This window comes from Campylobacter sp. RM12654, assembly GCF_020137585.1.
In the GTDB taxonomy this organism is placed as follows: domain Bacteria; phylum Campylobacterota; class Campylobacteria; order Campylobacterales; family Campylobacteraceae; genus Campylobacter_E.
The window spans coordinates 1-552 of the sequence record NZ_JACGAR010000080.1 but is presented as its reverse complement, the minus strand read 5'-3'; the positions used below and the strand labels follow the sequence as shown (position 1 = coordinate 552).

The following is a 552-nucleotide window of genomic DNA, read 5'->3' as shown; positions in this document are numbered from 1 at the left end:
GGAAGATTAAGTTTTTCATCAACTAATGGTAAAGACATAGTTGTAGAAGCTACTAGAGATTATACTGGAGCTGATGGTAAATTGCATAGTATGGATGTTACAAGTGCAATAGGCTATGATAAAAATGTTTCTGAAAAAACAGTTAGCTTAAGAGAAACTAATGCTACTATAGATAGAGAAACAGCAGATGCAATGGGCTTTAATGCTAATGATTGGCAAGCAACTGATGCAGGAGATAATAAGAATGGTTATGCTGCAGGTGTAATGACATTAAAAGGCGCACAAGCAATGATGAATATTGCTGAATCAGCTCAAAAAGCTCTTGAAGCAATTAGAAGTGACCTTGGTTCTGTCCAAAATCAACTTGTTTCAACTGTTAATAATATTTCAGTTACTCAAGTAAATGTTAAATCAGCTGAAAGTAATATTAGAGATGTTGACTTTGCATCTGAGAGCGCTACATTTAGTAAACACCAAATCCTAGCTCAATCAGGTGTATATGCAATGAGCCAAGCAAATGCTGTTCAACAAAACGTAATGAGATTATTACAA

Annotated in this window: 1 protein-coding gene; it reads left to right on the top strand. The window is 34.6% G+C overall.

Annotation, left to right across the window (positions count from 1 at the left end; all coding sequences use genetic code 11):
• The coding region (locus AVBRAN12654_RS09400) for a flagellin (protein ID WP_336614393.1) at window positions 1-552 on the top strand (552 nt) is incomplete at both ends.